Here is a 23,333-nt window from a genome sequence, read left to right as displayed (position 1 = left end):
TTGAGCGACGGCTTCGATCGGAGGGTCGACTCTTAGACCAGCGGAAGCTTTGGGAGGTTACCGTCCATCCAGGGCGCGGCGCCATTCGCGGAAGAAGGCTTTCCGTTTGGATTGGTCGAGATTCGCCAGAAGGTCTGGTCCCACGCGGATAGGACGTAGCGTGTCCTCGCTCACGGTTGCCCTAAGGCCGGTTGGGAGATCGGAGCGTACCGTCCCGAAGGAGCGCGCCGCTAACTGCTCCTGACCGTTCCGGGAGAGCAGGAAGTCCATGAAGAGTGCAGCCTGTGCCGGATTTGGCGCGTTTTTCGGTAAAATCGCGATCCGCGTAATCAACGCGGTATAATCGGTGAATAGAGTCACACCGATCGATGGATCCTCCTTCGCCCTTTCGAGCGCGTATGAAGCGATCATGTTGTAGGCCAGCAGATGCTCTCCGCTCGCGACCCGATCGAGGATCGTGTGACTGAACGTGTAAAGCCGAACGCCGGCCTGTCCGAGGCTGCGGATCAGGTTCCATGTGTTCGGCGTGATTTGGACGTCGTTACTGAAGAAGAGAAATCCCGTACCGCTCAGCTCAGCATCGTAGGTGGCTACTTTGCCCTGATAGATACTGCGCTTCGCGCTCAACAGCTTCAGCAGATCGGCTCGTGTGCGCGGAACATCCTCCGGCGGGACTAGCTGCTTGTTGTATACGAGAGCGATCGGCTCAGCGGTAATTCCGAAGGCCTGCTTCCTCCAAATTGCCCAATCGGGAATTCGATCGGAGTCGGTCGGCGAGAAGAGTTGCGCATAGCCGTCGTTCACGAGCTTGACTTGCAGGTCCATCGCCGAACTCCACGCGATGTCGGCGCATTGACCGCGCTCGCGGCATTTGACGACCTCCTCGTAAATCTCCAGAGAGCTCTGATGGATGTAATCGACGCGAATATTGGGATGCAAGCGATGCCACTCGCCGAGCAGGCCTTTCACTTCGATGGTATCCGATGTCGAGATGATGCGTATCGCACCCTCCGTCCCGGAGCCCGCCGACAGTCGGTCTCGGTCAAGTGGATCGGTGCGAACCTGGTCCTCTTGGCTGCTCGTCGGTGTGGCCGCGAGGGCGCACAGGACGCTTATAGCTAAAAAATGTAACCTGCTCCCCAGCATCGGAACTGCCTCGATCTGCCGGATGAGGCGGGTTTCTTAACTAGGTCCGCCGGCCGACGTCTAAAGCAGACAGTATAGAGGAGGCCCGCGCGGGAAGAAAAGCTCGGGCCAATTCGGGATCCCGGAGATTTCTATCGGGTGGGTGCGATTGGCTCCATGCCGGATTTTATGAGTGCGGGCGCCGCAGCCGGTGAAGCAAGGAAGTCGATGAGTGCCTTACCCTGCTCGCGTGCCTTGCCGTCCTGGGTGAGGGCAGCCGAGAAGATCGTGATCTTTTGGAGTTCTGGTGGCAGCGGTCCAACCAAGTCGGCGCCTGGGATCGGCAGCAGCTCGCTGATTTGCTGAAAGCCGAGTTCGGCGTCACCGCGGGCCACCACGGCGGCAACGGGCTCTGCCGGGATCATTCTGGCCTTGCCTTCCATCTCCGAGGCGATGCCAAGCTTCTTGAACAGCTCTGTCCCCACGTAGACACCGCTCGCACTGTCGGAATAGGCCACCGACTTGGCACCGAGGAGGGTTGCCTTGAGGGCCTCCGGGGTCGAGATGTCGGGCTTCGCAGCGCCCGCGCGAACGACCATGCCGATCGGGGAGCGCACCAGGTCGACACGGCTGTCAGCATCGGCAAATCTCTTGGAGATCATGACACCGAGCGCATCACCCACCATGATCAGAACGTCGGCAGGTTCGCCGCGCGCCAGGCGAATGGGGATCGCATTCTCGGTGTTTCCCATCGAAGGCCCGTAAGATGTGAGGACGGTATTGCCAGTCGCCCTTTCGAATTGCGGGACGAGTTCCTTGTAGGCGGCGCTGAGGCCGCCTGAAATCATGACACGGACTTCCGCCGCCTCGACCTCTGGCGCGCAGAGAGCGGCAACCAGTACTGCTACTGCAGCAAGCCCAACCGGGCGAATGGGACGTACCAGGCTACGTTGTGGCTGTTCATTCATGGCGGGTCCCCTTCCTCAGGTCCCGACGGTGTTCAAGCCGGCGGACACTTCCGAGGCCGTCGCAACCGCCTGCGTTCTATAGACCAACAGGGTCCCAACAAGGCCACATGCCGCCGCGGCGCTCATCCACCAGCCGGGGGCAGCGTTGTCGCCGGTCACCGCAATCAGCCAGGTGCAGATGGCCGCCGTAAAGCCTCCAAATGTCGTCGCAAGGCTGTAGGCAAGCGAGAAGCCCGACGTGCGCACGCCGACCGGCATAACTTCCGTCAGCGCGACGATCATCGCGCCATTGTAGCTTGCATAAATGAACGACAACCAAAGTTCGACGGCCAGCATCTTGCCGAAAGTCGGCTCAGCGGCAAGCCAAGAGAGAACGGGATAGGCCGAGACGAGGCCAAGCAACGAGAAGGCCACGAGGATCGGCTTGCGGCCGATCTTGTCGGACCAGGCACCCATCACCGGAAGCCAGAAGAAGTTCGAAATGCCGACGCAGATCGTCACGAGCAGACTGTCGGTGGCAGAGAGCTTTAGGACAGACTTTCCGAACGTGGGTGTGTAGACGGTGATGAGGTAGAACGAAACGGTCGTCATAATCACCATCATCATGCCGCACAGAACGATCGCCCAGTTTGCGAGGATCGAGCGGTAGATCTGACCGACAGTCGGATGATGCTTGCGCGCGAGAAACTCCTCCGTCTCCTGCAGCGAACGCCGGATGAAGAACACAAAGGGCACGATCATGCAGCCGACAAAAAACGGAACGCGCCATCCCCAGTCGTCGACCTGCTGCGGAGAAAGCCAGGCATTGAGCGCGAAGCCGAATGCGGCAGACACGATGATTGCGACCTGCTGGCTCGCCGATTGCCAACTGGCATAGAACCCTTTGTGGCCAGGCGTCGCCATTTCGGAGAGATAGACGGAAACACCGCCCAGTTCGACTCCCGCCGAGAAGCCCTGGAGCAGCCTTCCGATCAGCACGAGAAGGGGAGCCGCGATGCCAATGGTCGCGTAGCTTGGGACGAATGCGATCAGCACGGTTCCGCAAGCCATGATCGAGAGCGTCACGATCAAGCCCTTTCGACGTCCGATCCGGTCGACGTATGCCCCTAAGAAGATGGCCCCGAGCGGACGCATCAAGAAGCCGGCTCCGAAAGCGACAAACGTCAAGAGGAGGGATGCGTACTGACTTTCCAGCGGAAAGAACGCCTTGGCGATGTAGGAGGCGAATACCCCAGAAAGAAAGAAGTCGAACATCTCCAGGAAGTTGCCACTGGTGACGCGCAGCACCATTCCGATCTTCGAGTGCTCGGATGTCGTCATGTTATCCTCCCGTGGTTCGCGTTGTTTGACCCGATTACGGGTTCTTGTGTTGCGCATCGATCGCGCTTTGCGTTGGGATCGTCTGATCCGGCGCAGTCGAAAAGCGCAGTTGGTCCGGAGCTGCTGCAGCGAAAGCGATGAGACAGCGTAGACAGATGAGCTGTCGTCAACCTGTCGCGGCCAGGCGCCGCGGCGCGTCAGGACCGCGCAGGCAGCGCTTATGCGGGTTTACCGAACGAGGAAGAATGTTTGCAAAGATGGAGATGCCATCGCGACTGCTCTGTGATAGAGGTCTGGCAAGGTGCAAATAAAAAGCGCCGGAGCCTGGAATTCGATGGCGGGGGAGGCGCCGTGAGAATCCTGATCGTTGAAGACGATATGGCACTTGTCCGGGGGCTTTCGGCCTCGCTCAAGTCGATGGGCTTTGCGGTCGATCACGAACCGAATGGCGCCGAAGCGGCTTCAATCGCCATTTCCGAACCTTACAGTCTTGTGGTCCTCGATCTCGGCTTGCCCAATAGCTCGGGTTTTGAGGTTCTACGTCAGGTCCGCGCCAGCGGCTCGAAGGTTCCGATCATGATCTTGACGGCACGCGATGCCACCGCAGACAAGGTCAAGGGACTGGATCTTGGGGCGGACGATTACGTTCGTAAGCCGTTCGATCTGTCGGAGTTCGAAGCGCGTGTTCGCGCGCTGGTCAGGCGCGGTCAAGGTCGCACGGATCCACTTTTGACCTGCGGATCCCTCGTGATCGATCCAGCGATGGGACGTGCAACGCTCGATGGCAAGCCGCTCGACTTGCGCCGGCGGGAGATGGCGGTTCTCAAGATATTGATACTTCACCACGGCAAGCTGGTGCCGAAAGATCGTCTTATCGCGGAGGTGTTCGGCTTTGACGAGCCGGTTGGCCCGAACGTCTTGGAGCTTTATATCGCCCGTCTTCGCCAGAAACTCGGTCCTGATGGACCTACGATACGCACCATGCGTGGGCTCGGATATCTCCTGGAAGGGCGCTGATGGCAAGACGTCAGCCGTCCCTCAAAACCCGGTTTCTCCTCGGCCTTCTGGTTCCTGTTTCATGCCTTGCAATTGCTGTGGCGGTAGGCGGCAGCCTGGTCATCTCCCATGTGGTGGAGGTCACGCACGACCGATTGCTGAAAGGCTCGCTGCTGGCGATCGCCGAACGTCTGGCCGTGGAGGACGGAGAGGTTACTGTCGATCTGCCGCGAGTGGCGCTGGGCATGCTCGAGACGCAGTCTGACGACAGCATTTTTTACAAGGTGAGCGTAGATGACCAGACGGTCACCGGATACAACGATCTGCCTATGCCCAAGAGTGCGGCACTTGAGCCGGAACAGCCGATGTTCTGGGATGACCGCTATCGCGGCAATGCCGTCCGCATAGCGGCCGGATCACGACATGTATATGGGATCGCTAAACCTGTCTTGGTTGCCGTGGCCGAGACTAAACACGCACGAGACCAGCTCTGGCGCGAAATGATCCGCGAACTTGCCTTGGCCGAGATGGTGCTCCTCGCCGTCATCGCCTTGCTCACATGGATCGCGGTCGAACGCGGGCTCGGGCCGCTTGCCCAATTGAAGCGGCAGATCGATCGCCGTGGAATCGGCGGATCAAAAGATTTCCAGCCGCTCGATCTGCACACGGTGCCGAAGGAGGCGCTTGCGCCCGCGCAGGCGATCAACGAATTGCTCGACCGCGTCAGCTTCGCGACCCAGATCTTGCGCCAGTTTACCGCCGATGCGTCACACCAGATGCGAACACCTCTCGCGGCGCTGAGAACGCATCTGGATCTCCTCAAGCGTCGTCTGGCCGGCTCGAGCGAAATGACCGAGATGGTCATGGAGGTGGACGCCCAGGTCGTCCGCCTGGATCGGATGATTTCGCAATTGCTGACGCTTGCTCGAGCCGACGAGGACGCATTGGTCAGATCACCTGCGGAGAGAATTTCGCTCGTGACGAAGGCGAAGCAAGCCCTCGCTCTGCGAGCGCAAGCTGCGGCGGCTCGCAACATCGAGCTCCAACTGGAGGTGGAGCAGGACGAAATGTTCGTCGAAGCCAACGAGCTTCTGGTCGACGAGATATTTGGCAACGTGATCGATAATGCGATCCGGTACGGGCCAGCCGGCGCGGTGGTGATCGCGAGACTGTCCAAGGACGGCGACGCCGGCATAGTTGACATCGAAGACGACGGCCCCGGAATCCCGCCGGCCGAGCGGCAGAAGGTATTCGAGCGGTTCTACAGAATTGCCCGTCCGGATGCGCCCGACGGAAGTGGTTTGGGACTCGCGATCGTTCGCGTGTTGCTCGATCGGATGGGCGGCTCGATCGAGCTTGGCAAGGGTAAGCACCGTAGTGGCCTCCGTGTCACGATGAGATTCCGCCTCACGTGACGTTGCGAATGGCCAGACCCAATGTCTTTGCCTTGGCAGCCGCGACAGGTTGTTGACAGGTAACCGCCTCTATCCTGCTCCCTAACAGTGCAGGGTTGATGCTGGCCCCTCAGCGGACAGCGCAGCCATCACGCTTTAAAAAAGTGGGAGGAAGTCATGGCTTTACCGGCTCAGAACGGTAAGCGCATTCGCAGATACCCCTTCCTCCGTAGGTAGAGCCTCCGGCTTCTTGGGCCGGGCGGCGTGCGGATGATGGGAGGTGATCATGACGGCATTGGACAGCTTTAGATGTCAGCGTACCCTCGACGTCCACGGACGGAGGTATGCCTATTTTTCGTTGCCCGAAGCCGAGAAAAACGGTCTCGCGGGCATTTCGCGGCTGCCTTTTTCTCTGAAGATCCTGTTGGAGAACCTGCTGCGTTCCGAGGATGGCCAGTCCGTGACGAGCGCCAACATCGAAGCTCTGGCGAAGTGGACCGACGACCGCGGATCAGCGGCAGCGGAGATCGGCTTTCGTCCGGCCCGTGTTCTGATGCAGGACTTCACCGGTGTGCCGGCCCTGGTCGATTTCGCGGCCATGCGGGACGGCATGCAGAAGCTCGGCGGCGATCCGGCAAAAATCAATCCGCTGGTTCCGGTCGATCTGGTGATCGATCATTCCGTCGTGGTCGATCATTTCGGCAACCCGCAGGCCCTGCACGACAATGTTGCCAGAGAATACGAGCAGAATGGCGAGCGCTACAACTTCCTGAAATGGGGTCAAGGCGCGTTCGCCAATTTCCGCGTAGTGCCGCCTGGCACCGGCATTTGCCATCAGGTCAACCTCGAATATCTGGCGCAAACGGTCTGGACGAGCGAGCGCAACGGCAAAACCTTTGCGTATCCCGATACGCTGGTCGGCACCGACAGCCATACCACCATGGCGAATGGTCTTGCGGTGCTTGGCTGGGGCGTCGGTGGGATCGAGGCGGAGGCAGCAATGCTCGGGCAGCCTCTGTCCATGCTGGTGCCGGAAGTGATCGGTTTCAAGCTCACCGGCAAGCTGCGCGAGGGCGTGCTGGCGACCGACCTCGTGCTCACCGTCACCCAGATGCTGCGCAAGAAGGGCGCCATCGGCAAGTTCGTCGAGTTCTACGCTCGGGTCTTGACCACCTGACGCTTGCGGACCGCGCGACCATTTCCAACATGGCGCCAGAATACGGCGCGACCTGCGGCTTCTTCCCGGTCGACCAGGAGACGCTGAACTATCTCAATCTCTCGGGTCGCGCCAGCGATCGCATTGCGCTGGTTGAGGCCTATACGAAGGCGCAGGGCCTGTTCCGGACACCTGATATGGCGGACCCGGTCTTCACCGATACGCTGGAGCTCAATCTCGATGAGGTCGTTCCGTCGCTCGCCGGACCGAAGCGGCCCGAGGGGCGTCTCGGCCTTTCTGTTGCCAAGAGCAACTTCCTCACCGCGCTCGAAAGCGAATATGGCAAGCAAGACCAAGCCGCAAAGCAATTCGCGGTCGAGGGTAAGGAGTTCAAGCTCGGCCACGGCCATGTCGTGATTGCCGCGATCACCTCCTGCACCAACACCTCGAACCCCTCGGTGCTGATCGGCGCAGGCCTGTTGGCGCGCAATGCGGTACGCAAGGGGCTCACGGTCAAGCCCTGGGTCAAAACCTCGCTCGCCCCCGGCTCGCAGGTCGTGGCGGAGTATCTCGAAAAATCGGGTCTGCAGAAGGACCTCGACGCACTCGGGTTTTATCTGGTGGGCTTCGGATGTACGACCTGCATCGGCAACTCCGGTCCGCTGCCGAAGGACATCTCGAAGTCGATCAACGACAATGGCGTAATCGGCGCGGCCGTCTTGTCCGGCAACCGCAATTTCGAAGGCCGCGTCTCGCCCGACGTGCAGGCCAACTATCTGGCCTCGCCGCCCCTCGTTGTTGCCTATGCTCTGGCCGGTTCGCTTCAGGTCGACCTGGTCAACGAGCCGCTGGGTATCGAGTCGGATGGCGCTCCCGTTTTCCTGAAGGACATCTGGCCTTCGAATGGCGAGATTCAGCAGTTCATCCGGGACAACATTACGCGCCGTCTGTTCGAGAGCAAATATGCAGAGGTCTTCGAGGGCGATGCGAACTGGAAGGCGGTCGAGGTCACGACAGCGCTGACCTATCGCTGGAACATGTCCTCCACCTACGTTCAGAACCCGCCCTATTTCGAGGGCATTACGATGAAGCCGCCGCCGACCCGAGATATTGCTGGCGCACGCATTCTCGGGCTGTTCGGCGACAAGATCACGACCGATCACATCTCGCCTGCGGGCTCGATCAAGGCGTCGTCGCCGGCCGGAGAATTTCTGCGCGGCATGCAGGTCCGGCAAGAGGATTTCAACCAGTACGGCACGCGGCGTGGCAATCATGACGTGATGGTCCGCGGTACCTTCGCCAACATCCGCATCAAGAATTTCGCCGTGAAGGGCGAGGGTGGCGTCACCCCGGAAGGCGGCTGGGCGGTACATCAGCCCTCCGGCGACCGGATGTCGATCTTCGACGCCGCGATGCGCTACCAGCACGACAATGTGCCTTTGGTCGTGTTCGCCGGCGTCGAATACGGCAACGGCTCTTCGCGCGACTGGGCCGCCAAGGGCACCAAGCTGCTTGGCGTCCGCGCCGTCGTCGCGCAGAGCTTCGAGCGCATTCACCGCTCCAATCTGGTCGGCATGGGAATCCTGCCTTTCGTCTTTGACGAGGGTACCTCCTGGAAGAGCCTCGGCCTTACCGGCGCCGAGCAGGTTTGGATCAAGGGCATTGCCGACATCACGCCAGGTCAGCGCGTCACCATCGACATCACGATGGCAGACGGAACCGTGAAGCAGGTCCCGCTGACCTGCCGCATCGATACGCTCGACGAGCTCAACTACTACAAACACGGTGGCATCCTGCCTTACGTGCTGCGCCAGCTTGCGGCGTGATCCCAAGGACACGATCAACACGGGGAAACGAACATGTCAGGAAAAATTCCGGCGACCTTGATACCTGGCGACGGCATCGGTCCCGAGATCACGGCTGCGGTGACCCGCATTCTGGATACGCTCGGCGCGCCTTTCGAGTGGGACCTTCAGCAGGGCGGCATGGCCGGAATCCAGAGCGCGGGCGACCCCTTGCCCGGCGCGCTGATCGACAGCATCCGCCGCACCAAGCTCGCGCTGAAAGGTCCGCTGACGACGCCGGTCGGTGGTGGTTTCCGCTCGGTCAACGTGCGCCTGCGCGAAGAGTTCGGCCTCTATGCCAATTTGCGCCCGGTCAAGACCATGGTGCCCGGCGGGCGCTACGAGGACATCGACCTCGTCCTGATCCGCGAAAACATCGAGGGTCTCTACGTCGCATTCGAGCACTTCATCCAGGTGGGCGACGATCCGCACGCGGTCGCGATCTCTTCGGGCGTCAACACCCATGCGGAAGCACGCCGTATCGTCCGCTTCGCGTTTGAATATGCCGTCGCACACGGGCGCAAAAAGGTGACGGTCGTTCACAAGGCCAATGTGCTGAAGGCCCTGACCGGCTTGTTTCTCCAGGCCGGCCGCGAAATCGCCAAGGAATACGAAGGGCGGATCGCGATGGACGATCGCATCGTCGATGCCTGTGCCATGCAGCTGGTAATGAACCCGTGGCAGTTCGACGTCATCGTCACCACCAATCTGTTCGGCGACATCCTGTCCGACCAGATGTCCGGCCTGGTCGGTGGTCTCGGCATGGCGCCTGGCGCCAACATCGGGGAGAAGGCCGCGATCTTCGAGGCGGTGCACGGGTCGGCACCTGATATCGCCGGCAAGGGCATCGCCAATCCGCTCGCGCTGTTGCTCGCCGCCGGCCTCATGCTCAAGCATGTCGACCGGGACGATCTCGCGACCAAGCTGCGAAGCGCAATCGAGCAGACCTTGCAGGTCGACAATGTGCGGACGGCGGATCTTGGCGGCAAAGTGTCGACTTCGGACTTCGCCGGCGCCGTGATCAAGCGGCTGGCCTGACGCCGACAGACATAAAGGAGAAAGACATGGTGAAGGGCTCTGACCTGTTGGTCGCGGCATTGGAGCATGAGGGCGTCGACCGGGTCTTCGGTGTTCCCGGCGAGGAAAATCTCGACGTCGTCGAGTCGCTGCGCAACTCGAAGATCGAGCTGGTGCTGACGCGCCACGAGCAGGCCGCCGCGTTCATGGCGGCGACGCATGGACGGCTCACGGGCCGGCCCGGCGTCTGCATCTCCACGCTTGGGCCGGGCGCGCTAAACTTCTCGACCGGGGCGGCCTACGCCCATCTCGGCGCGATGCCGATGGTGCTGCTCACGGGACAGAAGGCGATCATGAGCAGCCGCCAGGCGCGCTTCCAGATCGTGGACGTCATTGCGTCAATGAAACCGCTCACCAAGCTCTCGCGGCAGATCGTCAGCGCGTCCAGCATCCCAACGCTGGTGCGTGACGCCTTCCGCGTCGCGATGGAGGAGCGGCCGGGTCCGGTCCTGCTGGAGCTGCCCGAAGACATCGCCGGCGACGAGGTCGAGCCGGTGCCGATGGTGCCGATTCATCCGATCGAGATCCCCGTCGCACATCGTGCGGCGCTCGACCGGGCCGCTGAGATGATCCTGGCGGCGAAGCGTCCACTGATCATGCTCGCGGCGGCCGCGAGCCGTCCGCGCTCGACCTTCGGCATTGCCGGCTTCGTGCGGCGCACGGGCATTCCGTTCTTCACGACACAAATGGGCAAGGGCACCGTTCCCGGCGGCACCAACCTCTATATGGGCACCGCGGCACTGTCGGAGCGCGACTATGTGCACGAGGCGATCGACCAGGCCGATCTGATCATCGCCATCGGCCACGACACGGTCGAGAAGCCGCCCTTCATCATGGGTCCCAAGGGGCCGCAAGTCATCCACGTCAGCTACACGCCTGCGACCGTCGAGCAGGTTTACTTCCCGCATGCCGAGGTGGTCGGCGACGTCGGCCGCAGCCTCGAGCTGCTGGCGGATCGACTCGAGGGCAAGCTCCACAACGCCAAGGCGCTGCTGCCGCTGCGCGACGGCATTCTCGGCCGCATCGCCGATCGCGACACCGAAAGCCGCTGGCCGGTGACGCCGCAGCGACTGGTGCATGATGTCCGAAAAGTGATTCCGGAGAACGGCATCGTTGCGCTCGACAACGGCATGTACAAGATCTGGTTCGCTCGCAATTACCGGACCTATGTCGCCAACACATTGCTGCTTGACAACGCCCTCGCCACGATGGGCGCCGGCCTGCCATCGGCGATGATGGCGGCGATGCTCTATCCGGACCGCCGCGTCATGGCGATCTGCGGCGACGGCGGCTTCATGATGAACAGCCAGGAGCTGGAGACGGCCGTCCGGCTCAAGCTGAATCTCGTGGTGCTGATCCTCAATGATGGCGCTTACGGCATGATCCGCTGGAAGCAGGCCGTGGATGCTTTCCCCGACTTCGGTCTCACCTTCGGTAACCCGGACTTCGTACGCTACGCGGAGTCCTATGGCGCGAAGGGCTCGCGCGTCACCTCCGTCGATGCGTTGTTGCCGACGCTTGAGGCCGCGTTCAAGGGCGGCGGCGTGCATCTCGTCGATGTCGCGATCGACTATTCGGAGAACACGAGGGTCCTCGTCGACGAGCTGCGCAATCGCAAGCTTGGTAGCGAACCGAGCTGATGCGGCCGCGCGCTGATGCGTGGAGGGCGTTGCGCTCCGCGTAGCCGCTTCGAACGAATACCCCGTACGCGCGCGAGACAAGAAGGAGCACGAACATGATCGGGAAATTCACCTTCCAGGCGCCGTCGAGCATCATGTTCGAGCCCGGCGCTTCGCGGAAGATCAATGAACTCGTGGCGAGCTACGGCGCCCGGCGCGTGATGCTGGTGACCGACAAGGGCGTGCGGGGCGCGGGGTTGACCGGGGATGCGGAGGCCTCGTTGGGAGCAGCCGGCATCGAGCTCAGCATATTCGATGAGGTGGTCGCCGACCCGCCATCCCATATCGTGGAAGCGGCTGCGGACGCGTGTCGGGCCGGCCGGATCGAGCTCGTGCTCTCGATCGGCGGCGGCAGTGCACTCGACACCGCAAAGCTCGTCGCCTATCTCGCCAAAACGCCGGACCGTCTGGACGACATCTACGGCGTGGGTCTCGCGAAAGGAAAACGCCTGCCGCTGCTGCTGGTGCCGACGACGGCCGGGACCGGCTCCGAGGTGACCCCGATCGCGATCGTCACGACGCCAACCACGGAGAAGAAAGGGGTCGTCTCGCCGGTCCTGATCCCGGATTGGGCAATCCTCGATCCCGAGCTGACGCTCGGTCTGCCGGCGCCAGTGACTGCGGCGACCGGTATCGATGCCATGGTGCACGCGATCGAGGCCTACACCAGCAAGGTCAAGAAGAACCCGATGTCCGACCAGCTCGCCCGCCAGGCGTTGGCATTGCTGTCGGCCAATGTGCGGCGTGTTTGCGAGAATGGGAAGGATCTCGAAGCCCGTTCGGACATGCTGCTCGGCTCGATGCTCGCCGGCATGGCCTTTGCCAATGCGCCGGTCGCCGCCGTTCACGCGCTGGCCTACCCGATCGGAGCGATCTTCCACGTACCGCACGGCCTGTCGAATGCCCTCGTGTTGCGTCACGTGCTCGAGTTCAACCTGACCGCGGCAGAGGCGCTTTACGCCGAGCTTGCCGAAATTGTGAAGCCGGGCCTGCGCGGCAGCGTGCCTGAGAAGGCGCGGGCTTTCATCGACGAAATGACGGCGATCGGCCGCGATTGTCGGGTGCCGGCCTCGCTCGCTGCGGTCGGGATCGGCCGGGACGATCTGAAGAAGCTTGCCGAGGACGCGATGAAACAGACGCGCCTCCTCGTCAACAACCCGCGCGAACTGACGCTGGACGATGCCTACGCGATCTACAGCGCGGCGTTCGGTGACGGCAGCAATCGTTATGTGCAGGCTTCCCATGGTTGAGGAGGGGCCCGCCGCAAATCCGTTCGGCCGGCTCGCCGCGCAGTGGATGGACTCCTGGCGCGCCATGGCAAGCGCAGCCGCCGGTGTCAGCGAGAACTGGTCGGGCTCGATGCTGCCTTTCATCATGAAGCGCGCAGCCGAGAGCGGGTTCGGCGTCGGCCCCGGCAACGACCTTGCCGAGGCGATCGAACGCATGGCCAAGGGACCGCGCCTCGCCGATGTCCTCGATTTCGATCGGAAGCTGGCGAACTTGACGGCGGCCTGGGGCGAACTGCAAAGCAAGCTTGCCGCGTATCAGCTCGTCGCCTCAAAGCCCTGGATGCGCACGGCGCAGCAATACAAGATGAAGATGCCGCAGTCGGGCGACAGCCCCAATTGGCGCGAGCAGCTCGGTGCCTGGAACGATCTCGCCAATGAGGAGCTGATCGCCAACCAGCGCTCGGAAGAGTTTCTGGTCGCGCAGAAGCAATTGTTGCAGGCCGCAACCGAGTTCAAGGCCCGGCAAACGGAGATATCGGACACAGTCGCCGCCGTGCTGGGCATGCCGACGCAGCGCGATTTCGACGATCTGACCCGCCAGATCACCGAGCTAAGGCGCGAGGTCCGCGCGCTGGAGCGACGGATCGCCGGAGGCAAAGCATGAGCCCGCAGGCACCGAAAAGCGACGGATTCGCCGAGATGAGCGACAAGCTGCTCAAGGCCGGCAAGCTGCTGTCCGCCATCAAGGACGAAGACGTCGATGTCGGCGCGACGCCGAAGACGCTGGTGATGCGCCGCGATAAGGTCGAGCTGTTTCGCTACACGCCCTTGACCGAGCAGAAGGTGAGGACGCCGGTTCTGCTCGCCTACGGTTTGATCGGCCGCTACACCATGGCGGACCTTCAGGAGGACCGCTCCCTCGTCCGCAGTCTGTTGCGGCAGGGGCTCGATCTCTGGCTGGTCGATTGGGGGCAGCCGAACCGCAGCGAGCGCTGGCTGACGATCGACGATTATGTCGACGACTACATCCATGCCGCCGTCGAGCGCGTCTGCCGCGAGACCGGTCACGACAAGATCACGCTGCTCGGCATCTGCGAGGGCGGCGTCTTCACCACCTGCTACGCCGCGCTGTATCCGGACAGGGTCAAGGGCCTCGTGCTGACGATCACGCCGATCGACTTCCATGCCGATCGTGACGATCCCGACACCCATCACGGCTTCCTGAATGTCTGGACGCGCAGTCTCGATCGCGCCGACATCGACCGCTTGGTCGACGTCTATGGCGGCCTACCCGGCGAGTTCATGAGCTCGGTGTTCTCCCTGATGACGCCGATGCGCTCGCTCACCAAGTACAACATCGACCTGATCGACGTCATCGACGACGAAGCCAAGCTGATGAATTTCCTGCGCATGGAGAAATGGCTTGCCGACCGGCCCGCTCATCCGGGCGAAGCTGCCAAGCAGTGGCTGAAGGATCTCTATCAGGACAACATGCTCGTGAAGGGCGAGTTCGAGCTGTCGGGACGGCGCGTCGATCTCTCCAAGCTCATCGCGCCGGTGCTCAACGTCTTCGCCGTCAATGACCACATCATTCCGCCGACCTGCTCGCGAGCGCTCGGCGCGCATCTCGGGACCAAGGATTACTCGGAGATCGAGCTGCCCGGCGGCCATGTCGGCCTGTTCGTATCGAGCAAGTCGCAGGGCTCGCTGAGCAAGGGGATCTCGGAGTGGCTTTCCGCGAGGGACTAGCGCGATGAACAAGGACAAGATCGTTTCAGCCGACGAGGCGGTCGCCATCATCAGGGATCGCGATACGGTCTGTACATCCGGTTTCGTCGGCATCGGCACGCCCGACGAACTCCTGATCGCGCTGGAGAAGCGCTATCGCGAAACCCGACATCCCGCAGACCTGACGCTGATGTTCGCGGCCGCGCCCGGCGATGCCGGAGACCGCGGCCTCAACCGGCTCGCCCATGACGGCCTGTTGAAGCGCGTGGTCGGCGGCCACTGGGCACTGGTGCCCAAGCTCGGCGAGCTCGCGCTCGCCAACCGCATCGAGGCCTATAATCTGCCGCTCGGCTGCATCGCGCACCTCTATCGCAATATCGCCGCGCGCGGCCCCGGCGTGATCTCCAAGGTCGGCCTCAAGACCTTCGTCGATCCCCGTTTGCAGGGTGGCAAGCTCAACGAGAGCACGACGGAAGATCTTGTCGAGTTGATGCGGATTAACGACGAGGAGTGGCTGCGTTACAAATCGTTTCCGATCAACGTCGCGCTGTTGCGCGGCACGACCGCCGATCCCGCCGGCAACATCACCATGGAGCGCGAGGCGCTGACGCTGGACAATCTGGCGATGGCGATGGCGGCGAAGAATTCGCGTGGCTTCGTCATCGTGCAGGTCGAACGCATCGCGGCCAGCAATTCGCTCAATCCGCGGGAAGTGCAGATTCCCGGCATCCTGGTCGATTGCGTCGTCGTCGCCGATCCCACCAATCACGTCCAGACCTATGGCGCGGTCTATAGCCACGCCTTCTCCGGCCGCCAGCGCGTACCGATGGACCGCGTCAAGCCGCTCGAGCTCGACGAACGCAAGATCATCGCGCGGCGCTGTGCGTTTGAGTTGCCGCCGGGCGGCGTCGTCAATCTCGGCATCGGCATGCCCGAGGGCGTCGCGGCCGTCGCCGCCGAAGAGCACATGCTGAAGTTCCTGACGCTGACGGCCGAGCCCGGTATCATCGGCGGCATGCCGCAGGGCGGGCTCAATTTCGGCACCGCGCTCAATCCGGATGCGGTGATCCACCAGAACCAGCAGTTCGACTTTTACGACGGCGGCGGGCTCGATCTCGCCTGCCTCGGCATGGCGCAGGCGGATAGCGCTGGAAACGTCAATGTGAGCCGCTTCGGTCCACGGCTGGCGGGTGCCGGCGGCTTCATCAATATCTCCCAGAGCTCGAAGAAGCTGGTCTTTGCGGGCACGTTCACCAGCGGCGGATTGAAGGTCGCGGTTGAGGACGGCGCACTGCACATACTGCGCGAAGGTACGACTAAGAAGTTCGTTTCCGCGGTCGAGCAGATCACGTTCAGCGGCGATCATGCGGTCGCCACCGGCCAGCCGGTGTTCTATGTCACTGAGCGTTGCGTGCTGCAGCGGACCCCTGCGGGTGTGGAACTGATCGAGGTGGCGCCCGGCATCGATGTCGGCCGCGACATCCTCGCGCACATGGAGTTCGAGCCGCTGATCCGCAACGTCAAGCCTATGGATGCACGCATCTTCCGCGATGGGCCGATGGGGCTGGATCACATGCTGCTCGGCCGAAGTCTGGCTGACCGGATTGGCTACGATGCCGAGCGCAATACTCTGTTCGTCAACTTTGAAGGCTTCGACGTCCGGACGGTCGAGGACGTCGACTTGGTTCGCCGCGAGGTCGAGCGCGCCTGTCGTGCCGTCGGCAAGCCGGTAGCGCTCGTCGCCAACTATGACGGCTTTCATCTGGAGCCATCTGTCAGCGATACCTATTTCTCGATGATCGCTTATCTGGAGCAGCGCTACTACAGTTCGGCGTCGCGCTACACCACCAGCGCATTCATGCGTCTTAAGCTCGGAGAGGGCCTAGCCGAGCGACACGTCGCCCCGCACATCTTCGAAACCCGCGCAGAGGCACAAGCCTTCGCGCGCGGATTACGCAAGGAAGAAGCCAGCATCTAACCGAAGGAGCTGATCATGAGCCAGGATATCGAAGCCGCGGCGAGAGCCATGAAGGAGCAGTTTGCGAATTTCGCTGAGAACCCCAAACGGCCATTGCGAACGCACGCGAGCTTGCTGAAATGACGCTCAAGTCGAACACCGAGGTCTTCAACGTCGTGAGGCAGCGGGTGACGGAGGACTTCGAAAGGGTGCGCGCGTTCCTGCAGGGCGACGGCAAGAAGTAGGCGAGAACGCCATGGCCGTGTCGGGTTGCAGGGCATGGAGCTACCGATCAAGGGCGTGAGGACGACATGTTTGAAGCCGCTGGGGGCCTGATAGGGGATATGGCGGGTGGATCGCCGAAATCCGGGCAGCCGGATCGCGAAGGCGTTGTACTCGGCCTCTCGCCCTCCGGCTTTCACCAACTGGCCTATACCGATTGGGGGCCTCTCGAGGACGACAGGCCGGTCCTTTGCGTGCATGGACTCACACGGCAGGGGCGGGATTTCGACCATCTGGCAGAACAGTTGGTGGCTGCCGGAAGGCGGGTGATCTGCCCGGATCTGCCGGGACGCGGGCGCAGCGGCTGGATCGGCGATCCCGATCATTATGCGCTTCCGCAATATTGCGCCGACATGAACGCGCTGATTGCGCGTCTTGGCGTCACCGAGATTGAGTGGGTCGGAACTTCGCTCGGCGGGTTGATCGGCATGATCATGGCCGGGTTCTCCGGCAGCATCGTTCGCAAGCTCGTCATCAACGATATCGGCCCGTTCGTTTCGTCGACGGGGCTTCAGCGAATCGGCCAATACATCGGCAAGATGCCGGCCCTGTTCGCGACGATTGAAGATGCTGAGGCGTACTTTCGAACCGTGCTGGCACCTTATGGCGAACTGCTCGACGAGCATTGGCGCCATCTCACGATGCACAGCGTCCGTTGGGACGACGTCCGACAGGGATACGCGCTGTTATGCGATCCCAAGATTGCGAAGGGCTTTCGGTTGCCCTGGTTTCAGCCGCTCAATCTCTGGACCTATTGGGAGGCAATCAGGGTGCCCGTGCTCGTGTTACGCGGCGCTCACTCCGATTTGCTGTCATTCGACCTCGCGGTCGAGATGCGAAAGCGCAACCGATTAGCCAGTGTTTTTCAGTTCGATGATTGTGGCCACGTGCCGCCGCTGATGGTTCGCGAACAGATTGATGTGGTCGCTCAGTTTCTTCAGGCGTGATGGAACGACTGTGTAGAGGAGGACACGATGGATAGCCCGGTCGGAGATATGTCCGAGAAAATCTACGACGTCCCCGCGGAATGGGCCAAGCGCGCCTGGGTCGATCAGGCCAAATACAAGGACATGTATGCCCGCTCGGTCGCGGACCCCAACGCGTTCTGGGCCGAGCAGGCCAGGCGCATCGACTGGATGCACGCGCCGACCAAGATCGAGAACGTCTCCTTCGCGCCGGGCAACATCTCGATCAAGTGGTTCGAAGATGGCATCCTCAATGTCGCTCACAATTGCATCGACCGGCATCTGCACAAGCGCGCCAACCAGACCGCGATCATCTGGGAAGGCGACGATCCCTCGCAGTCCAGGCACATCACCTACAAGGAACTGCACGACGAGGTCTGCCGGATGGCCAACATCCTGCGCACCCGCAATGTGAAGAAGGGCGACCGCGTCACCATCTATCTGCCGATGATCCCGGAAGCGGCCTACGCGATGCTGGCCTGCGCGCGGATCGGCGCCATCCACTCGGTGGTGTTCGCGGGCTTCTCGCCGGATTCGCTCGCCCAGCGCATCAACGACTGCCAGTCCAAGGTCGTCATCACCGCTGACGAAGGCCTGCGCGGCGGCAAGAAGGTGCCGCTGAAGGCCAATGTCGACGCGGCCCTCGCAAAATCCGAGGGCGTCGACTGGGTCGTCGTCGTCAAGCGCACCGGCGGCAAGATCGACATGAACCCGACCCGCGACCTCTGGTATCACGAGGCCGCGGCGATGGTGACGACGGAATGCCCGGTCGAGCACATGCATGCCGAGGATCCGCTGTTCATCCTCTATACCTCGGGCTCGACCGGCCAACCCAAGGGGGTGCTGCACACCTCGGCCGGCTATCTCGTGTTCGCCGCGATGACGCACCAATACGTGTTCGACTATCACGATGGCGACATCTACTGGTGCACCGCCGACGTCGGCTGGGTCACCGGCCACAGCTACATTCTCTATGGACCGCTGGCCAACGGCGCGACCACGCTGATGTTCGAGGGCGTGCCGAATTACCCCGACAATTCCAGGTTCTGGAACGTCGTCGACAAGCACAAGGTCAATATCTTCTACACCGCTCCGACTGCGATCCGCGCGCTGATGCAGGGCGGCGACGAGCCCGTGAAGAAGACCTCGCGTGCCTCGCTCCGCCTGCTCGGCTCGGTCGGCGAGCCCATCAACCCCGAGGCCTGGGAGTGGTATCACCGCGTCGTCGGTGACAACAGGTGCCCGATCGTCGATACCTGGTGGCAGACCGAGACCGGCGGCATTCTCATCACGCCGCTGCCGGGCGCGACCAGGCTCAAGCCGGGTTCGGCGACGCAGCCGTTCTTCGGCGTGGTGCCTGAAATCGTCGATGCCGACGGCAAGGTGCTGGAGGGTGAGACCACGGGCAATCTCTGCCTGACCCGCTCATGGCCGGGCCAGATGCGCACCGTCTACGGCGACCATGCCCGCTTCGAGCAGACCTATTTCTCGACCTACAAGGGCAAGTACTTCACCGGCGACGGCTGCCGGCGCGACGCCGACGGCTATTACTGGATCACCGGCCGCGTCGACGACGTCATCAACGTCTCCGGTCACCGCATGGGCACGGCGGAGGTCGAGAGCGCGCTGGTGGCGCATGAGAAGGTGTCGGAGGCCGCCGTGGTCGGCTTCCCGCACGACATCAAGGGCCAGGGCATCTACGCCTATGTCACCCTGATGGCCGGCATCGAACCGACCGAGGAGCTGCGCAAGGAGCTCGTGACCTGGGTCCGCAAGGAGATCGGCCCGATCGCCTCGCCCGACCAGATCCAGTTCGCGCCAGGCCTGCCCAAGACCCGTTCCGGCAAGATCATGCGCCGCATCCTGCGCAAGATCGCCGAGGACGAACCGGGCAGCTTAGGGGACACCTCGACGCTCGCCGATCCCGCCGTGGTCGATGATCTCGTGAAGAACCGGCAGAACAAGAAGTCGGATTAGGAGAGGGCGGTAGATGAACATCGATGCGATTGCCATCGGTCACAACCCACCTGATGATATCAACGTTGTCGTTGAGGTGCCTCTCGGGGGAGAGCCGATCAAGTACGAACTCGACCAGCGTTCTGGCGCGCTTGTGGTCGACCGATTCCTCTACACGCCGACCCGTTACCCCGGCAATTATGGCTTCGTACCGCGTACGCTTTCCGAAGACGGTGACCCGATCGATGTGCTCGTCGCCAATACCCGCCCGATCGTTCCGGGAGCCGTGATCAACGTGCGCCCTGTCGGAGTATTGAGAATGGAAGATGACGGCGGGGGCGATGAGAAGATCATCGCGGTGCCGTCGGCCCGGCTCACCCAACGCTACCAAAACGTGCAGACGTACACCGATCTGCCCGAAATCACCTGGAAGAGATCGAGCACTTCTTCCTTCATTACAAGGACCTTGAACCCGGCAAGTGGGTGCGACTTGCAGGGTGGGGAGATGCGGACGAAGCTCGCAAATTGATCGAGACGGCGATTTCGCGCGCCGCGATCCGAAAATCGCGCTGAGGGAGTACTGGAATGAGGCTTGTCCTATTGGGACCTCCCGGCGCCGGAAAGGGGACGCAGGCGCTCAAGCTTTCGCAGATCCTCGCGATTCCCCAGCTTTCGACCGGCGATATGCTGCGTGTGGCAGTAGCTGAAGGAAGCGCGATCGGGCGAGAGGCGGCACAGATCATGGAGCGGGGCGATCTCGTGCCTGATGCACTGGTGCTCGAGGTGATCGCCGAACGCGTTGCGCAGCCGGATGCGGAGAGGGGTTTCATCCTGGACGGCTTTCCGCGCACCGTGGTCCAAGCGGAGAGCCTCGACGAAATGCTCAATGGCCACATGTTGAACTGCGTGCTGGAACTCAAGGTCGACGAGCGCCAACTGCTGGACCGAATACTTGGACGGGCGAGGCAGGCCCGTGCCAACGGAGAAGCAGTGCGAGCAGACGACAATGAGGAGGCGCTCGGCGCTCGACTGCTGGCCTATGCCAATCAAACCAAGCCTCTGACCGACTACTATGGTGCCAAGGGATTGTTGAGAACGGTAGATGCCTCGTTACCAGTCGACCGTGTCACAGCGGCGCTCCTCGAAGCCCTTAATTGAACAAGGTGGTGGGGCCTCCCCTGATTCAACTCTAACGCCCTATGCTCTCGGACCGCCGAGACGCAACCGGCAGCGCGGCCGCAGATCTCCGCTCGTTGGTTTTTCGAAGCGGAGAAGATCGGCCGGAGTGCTGTCCACGTTCTCCTGCGGCATGGTTATGGGGTGGTTCAGCATGATCTCGTGTCAGCCGTGGCGATTTTCGCGGCCGTGATCGTCGCGAGGTTCGCATGGATCTTCCCGACGACTTACATTCCTCGCGCGTTGATCCCCGCCCGAAATATTGACGTCGCACCGCGCGGATCACTTCAAGACCGTCTTGGCAACAATTTACGTTTCGACGACGTCCATGAGCTGGTCCCCGTCGTCGCGGAAAATGCCGGCAAGGCGGCGCAGTCGACGCTGATGACCCACAGCGGTCATACCCCCGACCCGAAATCTCGCACCGGGCCGTCTCCTGCCGTATCGCCGTGTGATATCCTCACTCGCAAGAAGTGGAGGGACTGCACAGTGAAACGCCGCGGGTTCATTCCGCTGCTAGGCGCCGCAGCGGTGGCGCACAGCGTGGTCGGTGAGCGCTGATGGGTATAGCAAGCAAGACGGTCAACCTTGCTTTACAGGGGGGCGGTGCGCATGGCGCCTTCACCTGGGGCGTTTTGGATCGCCTGCTCGAAGATGAGCGGATATCGTTTGAGGGGATCTGCGCTACCAGCGCTGGCGCCATGAACGGCACGGTCATGGCGTACGGCCTGACGATAGGCGGCCGCGAAGGCGCAAAACTCGCTCTCGCCGAGTATTGGCGCCGCATCAGCGAAGCTGCGGCCTGGGGACCGCTGCAGCCGTCCATTTTCGATCGTCTGTCGCAAAATCGTTCGATCGAGAGATCGCCGGCCTTCATGTTCTTCGACATGATGACACGACTGTTGTCACCTTATCAGTTTAACCCGTTGAACTACAACCCGTTGCGGGACGTGCTCGAGAAGACCATCGATTTCGACCGGCTGCGCAGGGAGAATGTCGTCAAGCTGTTCCTTTGTGCGACAAACGTCCGCACTGGAAAGGTGAAGATCTTTGAGAACCATGAACTCACCGTCTCGGCCGTTCTCGCTTCCGGGTGCCTTCCGCAGCTCTTTCAGTCTATTGAAATCGATGGCGAAGCCTATTGGGATGGCGGTTACATGGGTAACCCAGCAATCTTCCCGTTGATCTATGGCTGCCAATCCACAGACGTCATTGTTATTCACATCAATCCAATTGTGCGTGGGGAAATTCCTCGCACGGCGAGCGATATACTAAATCGATTGAACGAAATTAGCTTCAATTCGTCGCTGATGCGCGAGATGCGAGCAATTGCCTTCGCCAACAAGCTCGTCAGCAGAGGCGCGCTGCGCGACGAGATAAAGACGATGCTGATTCATGCCATAGAGGCGGAATCGTTCATGAAAGATCTGGGCGTCGCCTCCAAGTTTAATGCAGACTGGGAGTTTCTCACCTATCTGCGCGACGTGGGCCGTACCTGCGCTGAGGAGTGGTTAGCCGCAAATTATCGCCATATCGGTGTGCGTTCGACCATCGACATTCACGGCAGATACTTGTAGCGCGCTTAGATTCGTGCGGCAATGCAAGGAATCCCAAATTGTCACCAGGAATTTGGTGCTCCACAGTGGCATCGATCAAGCGCGGCGAGCAAACGGCTGGACGCGATCCCGGCGTCGGGCCGGCGCTGGCAACAGCCCTGGTCGCCAGCATTGCTGATCCCAAGGCCTCTCGATCGGGACGAGACTCCTTGGCTTGGGTTGGTCTTGCGCTACGCCGAGAGAGGTAGAGCCCGATCTGCCGTTCGCGGCCGATCCGGCCAGTCAGTGTCTCTCAAAGCGGCGGCGATGTTGTCCGCGCCTGTCTCTGCGTCAACGAAGATTTTGTGAGCTCGGACTTCCGCGATGCTGTAGTACGGAACCGACGCTCCCATGTTCGTGATCGTGGAGGCGCAACCACCAACGCTCGCTGACAAGGTTCGTAACGTGATCCCGGTGGGTGTCTCAGCAGACCTGCGAGTCAACCAAGCGAGACCGCCTGTGCCACCATGAGGCCGGCACCCAGGATGCAGATTAGGCCAGCAAAAAGCTCAAGGACCGACGGTCCGGGGCGGCCCACCGCTAGGAGCGCAAGGATGGTCGCGATGCCTAGCCGAATGCCCTGTGGCGTGAGGCTATCCCACCCGATAATATCCCAGCCCACCAAAGGAAAACTCATTCCTGCCTCCTGTGTTTGAACATTCTGTTCTCAAGATTACTGCACACGCAAAGCCTATGACGCCGTGGAAGGCCTGTGGCGGAGGCGACCGATGCGGAGGGTGCCAATAGGCAAAGACGCGCAGCCGCCCGCGTGGGGTCTATTACTGGTCATAGCCGGCTGACCCGGTGGAGAACACTGGACATCGGAGCCGCAGGCTCGAGGCCGTTGGCGTCTTGTGGCAAGTTTACCTGACGATCGCGAGCGGTC

At 61.7% G+C, this 23,333-nt stretch carries 17 protein-coding genes and 2 pseudogenes; 16 read left to right on the top strand and 3 right to left on the bottom strand.

Annotated elements, in window-relative coordinates:
• Window positions 1-57: 57 nt before the first annotated feature.
• The 3 genes from ACVW16_RS09070 to tcuC all read right to left on the bottom strand — a co-directional run bounded on the left by ACVW16_RS09070 (window position 58) and on the right by tcuC (window position 3,413).
• Window positions 58-969, bottom strand: a complete 912-nt coding sequence (locus ACVW16_RS09070; protein WP_456704964.1) for an ABC transporter substrate-binding protein — start codon at window positions 967-969, stop codon at window positions 58-60.
• A gap of 308 nt (window positions 970-1,277) precedes the next feature.
• The gene (locus ACVW16_RS09065) at window positions 1,278-2,093 is read right to left on the bottom strand and encodes a substrate-binding domain-containing protein (RefSeq protein ID WP_456735946.1); all 816 of its coding nucleotides are present in this window, start codon (window positions 2,091-2,093) and stop codon (window positions 1,278-1,280) included.
• Window positions 2,094-2,108: 15 nt separating this feature from the next.
• Window positions 2,109-3,413, bottom strand: coding sequence for a tricarballylate/proton symporter TcuC (gene tcuC, locus ACVW16_RS09060; RefSeq protein ID WP_456704962.1), 1,305 nt, complete (start codon window positions 3,411-3,413; stop codon window positions 2,109-2,111).
• Between the two features lie 351 nt (window positions 3,414-3,764).
• Here tcuC and ACVW16_RS09055 point away from each other — a divergent pair, with 351 nt between their 5' ends.
• From ACVW16_RS09055 to ACVW16_RS08980, 16 genes and pseudogenes are all read left to right on the top strand, one after another.
• Complete coding sequence (locus ACVW16_RS09055; protein WP_456704961.1) at window positions 3,765-4,430, top strand: response regulator; 666 nt, start codon at window positions 3,765-3,767, stop codon at window positions 4,428-4,430.
• Window positions 4,430-5,824, top strand: coding sequence for a sensor histidine kinase (locus tag ACVW16_RS09050; RefSeq protein WP_456735945.1), 1,395 nt, complete (start codon window positions 4,430-4,432; stop codon window positions 5,822-5,824). The genes ACVW16_RS09055 and ACVW16_RS09050 overlap by 1 nt, the downstream gene beginning before the upstream one ends.
• A 265-nt stretch (window positions 5,825-6,089) precedes the next feature.
• A pseudogene (gene acnA, locus ACVW16_RS09045) lies at window positions 6,090-8,785 on the top strand (aconitate hydratase AcnA).
• A 33-nt stretch (window positions 8,786-8,818) separates the two neighbouring features.
• Window positions 8,819-9,841 (top strand): isocitrate/isopropylmalate dehydrogenase family protein, encoded by a 1,023-nt coding sequence (locus tag ACVW16_RS09040; RefSeq protein ID WP_456704958.1) that lies wholly within the window; start codon window positions 8,819-8,821, stop codon window positions 9,839-9,841.
• Window positions 9,842-9,867: 26 nt separating this feature from the next.
• Window positions 9,868-11,520: an acetolactate synthase large subunit gene (locus tag ACVW16_RS09035; RefSeq protein ID WP_456802341.1), complete on the top strand. Its 1,653-nt coding sequence runs from the start codon at window positions 9,868-9,870 to the stop codon at window positions 11,518-11,520.
• A 98-nt stretch (window positions 11,521-11,618) separates the two neighbouring features.
• Window positions 11,619-12,809, top strand: a complete 1,191-nt coding sequence (locus ACVW16_RS09030; protein WP_456738208.1) for an iron-containing alcohol dehydrogenase — start codon at window positions 11,619-11,621, stop codon at window positions 12,807-12,809.
• On the top strand, window positions 12,802-13,452 hold the full coding sequence (locus tag ACVW16_RS09025) for a poly(R)-hydroxyalkanoic acid synthase subunit PhaE (RefSeq protein ID WP_456704956.1): 651 nt from the start codon (window positions 12,802-12,804) through the stop codon (window positions 13,450-13,452). The genes ACVW16_RS09030 and ACVW16_RS09025 overlap by 8 nt, the downstream gene beginning before the upstream one ends.
• Window positions 13,449-14,537: a class III poly(R)-hydroxyalkanoic acid synthase subunit PhaC gene (phaC, locus tag ACVW16_RS09020; RefSeq protein ID WP_456735942.1), complete on the top strand. Its 1,089-nt coding sequence runs from the start codon at window positions 13,449-13,451 to the stop codon at window positions 14,535-14,537. The genes ACVW16_RS09025 and phaC overlap by 4 nt, the downstream gene beginning before the upstream one ends.
• A gap of 4 nt (window positions 14,538-14,541) precedes the next feature.
• Complete coding sequence (locus tag ACVW16_RS09015; protein ID WP_456704954.1) at window positions 14,542-16,494, top strand: acyl CoA:acetate/3-ketoacid CoA transferase; 1,953 nt, start codon at window positions 14,542-14,544, stop codon at window positions 16,492-16,494.
• 290 nt (window positions 16,495-16,784) lie between these two features.
• Window positions 16,785-17,702 (top strand): alpha/beta fold hydrolase, encoded by a 918-nt coding sequence (locus tag ACVW16_RS09010; protein ID WP_456735941.1) that lies wholly within the window; start codon window positions 16,785-16,787, stop codon window positions 17,700-17,702.
• Window positions 17,703-17,750: 48 nt separating this feature from the next.
• Window positions 17,751-19,697 carry an acetate--CoA ligase gene (acs, locus tag ACVW16_RS09005; RefSeq protein WP_456738207.1) on the top strand — a complete coding sequence of 649 codons (1,947 nt, stop codon included), beginning with the start codon at window positions 17,751-17,753 and terminating at the stop codon, window positions 19,695-19,697.
• 13 nt (window positions 19,698-19,710) lie between these two features.
• Window positions 19,711-20,249: pseudogene (gene ppa, locus ACVW16_RS09000) on the top strand (inorganic diphosphatase).
• A 12-nt stretch (window positions 20,250-20,261) separates the two neighbouring features.
• Window positions 20,262-20,834 (top strand): adenylate kinase, encoded by a 573-nt coding sequence (locus ACVW16_RS08995; RefSeq protein ID WP_456735940.1) that lies wholly within the window; start codon window positions 20,262-20,264, stop codon window positions 20,832-20,834.
• A 189-nt stretch (window positions 20,835-21,023) separates the two neighbouring features.
• Entirely contained in the window at window positions 21,024-21,413 is a 390-nt protein-coding gene (locus ACVW16_RS08990) for a hypothetical protein (RefSeq protein ID WP_456735939.1), read from the top strand.
• Window positions 21,413-22,429, top strand: coding sequence for a patatin-like phospholipase family protein (locus ACVW16_RS08985; protein WP_456735938.1), 1,017 nt, complete (start codon window positions 21,413-21,415; stop codon window positions 22,427-22,429). The genes ACVW16_RS08990 and ACVW16_RS08985 overlap by 1 nt, the downstream gene beginning before the upstream one ends.
• A complete protein-coding gene (locus tag ACVW16_RS08980; protein ID WP_456735937.1) occupies window positions 22,360-22,656 on the top strand; it encodes a transposase in 297 nt (98 codons plus the stop codon). Before ACVW16_RS08985 ends, ACVW16_RS08980 begins: the two co-directional genes overlap by 70 nt.
• Window positions 22,657-23,333: the final 677 nt, after the last annotated feature.

This window comes from Bradyrhizobium sp. USDA 4474 (assembly GCF_054057515.1).
The sequence above is the reverse complement of the archived record's forward strand: the minus strand, read 5'-3'. Positions and strand labels throughout refer to the sequence as shown.

What these genes read in the sequence shown, in the direction of transcription:
- ACVW16_RS09065 (WP_456735946.1), bottom strand. Translation starts at nt 2,093, where the DNA reads ATGAATGAACAGCCACAACGTAGCCTGGTACGTCCCATTCGCCCGGTT.
- tcuC (WP_456704962.1), bottom strand. Translation starts at nt 3,413, where the DNA reads ATGACGACATCCGAGCACTCGAAGATCGGAATGGTGCTGCGCGTCACC.
- ACVW16_RS09050 (WP_456735945.1), top strand. Translation starts at nt 4,430, where the DNA reads ATGGCAAGACGTCAGCCGTCCCTCAAAACCCGGTTTCTCCTCGGCCTT.
- ACVW16_RS09040 (WP_456704958.1), top strand. Translation starts at nt 8,819, where the DNA reads ATGTCAGGAAAAATTCCGGCGACCTTGATACCTGGCGACGGCATCGGT.
- ACVW16_RS09035 (WP_456802341.1), top strand. Translation starts at nt 9,868, where the DNA reads ATGGTGAAGGGCTCTGACCTGTTGGTCGCGGCATTGGAGCATGAGGGC.
- ACVW16_RS09025 (WP_456704956.1), top strand. Translation starts at nt 12,802, where the DNA reads ATGGTTGAGGAGGGGCCCGCCGCAAATCCGTTCGGCCGGCTCGCCGCG.
- phaC (WP_456735942.1), top strand. Translation starts at nt 13,449, where the DNA reads ATGAGCCCGCAGGCACCGAAAAGCGACGGATTCGCCGAGATGAGCGAC.
- ACVW16_RS09015 (WP_456704954.1), top strand. Translation starts at nt 14,542, where the DNA reads ATGAACAAGGACAAGATCGTTTCAGCCGACGAGGCGGTCGCCATCATC.
- ACVW16_RS09010 (WP_456735941.1), top strand. Translation starts at nt 16,785, where the DNA reads ATGTTTGAAGCCGCTGGGGGCCTGATAGGGGATATGGCGGGTGGATCG.
- acs (WP_456738207.1), top strand. Translation starts at nt 17,751, where the DNA reads ATGTCCGAGAAAATCTACGACGTCCCCGCGGAATGGGCCAAGCGCGCC.
- ACVW16_RS08995 (WP_456735940.1), top strand. Translation starts at nt 20,262, where the DNA reads ATGAGGCTTGTCCTATTGGGACCTCCCGGCGCCGGAAAGGGGACGCAG.
- ACVW16_RS08985 (WP_456735938.1), top strand. Translation starts at nt 21,413, where the DNA reads ATGGGTATAGCAAGCAAGACGGTCAACCTTGCTTTACAGGGGGGCGGT.